This is a genomic window from Acidisoma sp. S159 (assembly GCF_009766125.1).
Taxonomy (GTDB): domain Bacteria; phylum Pseudomonadota; class Alphaproteobacteria; order Acetobacterales; family Acetobacteraceae; genus Acidisoma.
In genome coordinates this window covers 10,104-10,670 of the sequence record NZ_LMUG01000080.1, presented here as the reverse complement: position 1 = coordinate 10,670, position 567 = coordinate 10,104, and the positions used below count along the sequence as shown (strand labels likewise).

General features: G+C 66.7%; 1 pseudogene. It reads right to left on the bottom strand.

Going from position 1 to position 567, the window contains the following annotated elements:
• Positions 1-567: pseudogene (locus GSQ92_RS30510) on the bottom strand (DNA polymerase Y family protein); the annotation flags it as partial.

Genomic DNA, 567 nt, shown 5'->3' with positions numbered 1-567 from the left:
AGTCGCTGCGACAGACGGTCAAGCAACTGCGCCAAGGCCTCGGCCCGAGCGGCCTCCGCCGGTCCACCCGTGGCCATCATATTTTGAGAGCCGGCCATGTCATTGGTCATGCCAGCCTCGAGCGTCATGCGCTCGAAGCCAAGATCAGGCTGCAGACGCTCCAACTGATTCGCGAAGAGGCGGCGGAGATGGGCAGGGACACGCGTCGGCAGACCCGTCCCGATGATGATTTCTTGCACCTCGCGATCGACCCGGAAGGCGCGCAGGGTCACTTCCCGCGCGCCCTGACCGGCCTCCGCCAATGTGCGGCACAGCGGCTCGAGCAGCGCATCCAAGGCGCGATCGATCGCCGGCCGGGTTACGATCGGCTCCAGGAAGTTGACGGCTTGCACGAAGACCGGCGGTGGTCGAACGGGCGAGAGTGAGCGAGGGCGATCACCCGTCAGCCCGTCGAGCACATCCATCACCGGGCGGCCGAAGCGGCGCGACAGTGGGGCGCGGGGTTGGCGCAGGAGTTCGCCGATCTGCTGCAAGCCGAGACGGTTCAGGCTGGTGATACAGTCCTGC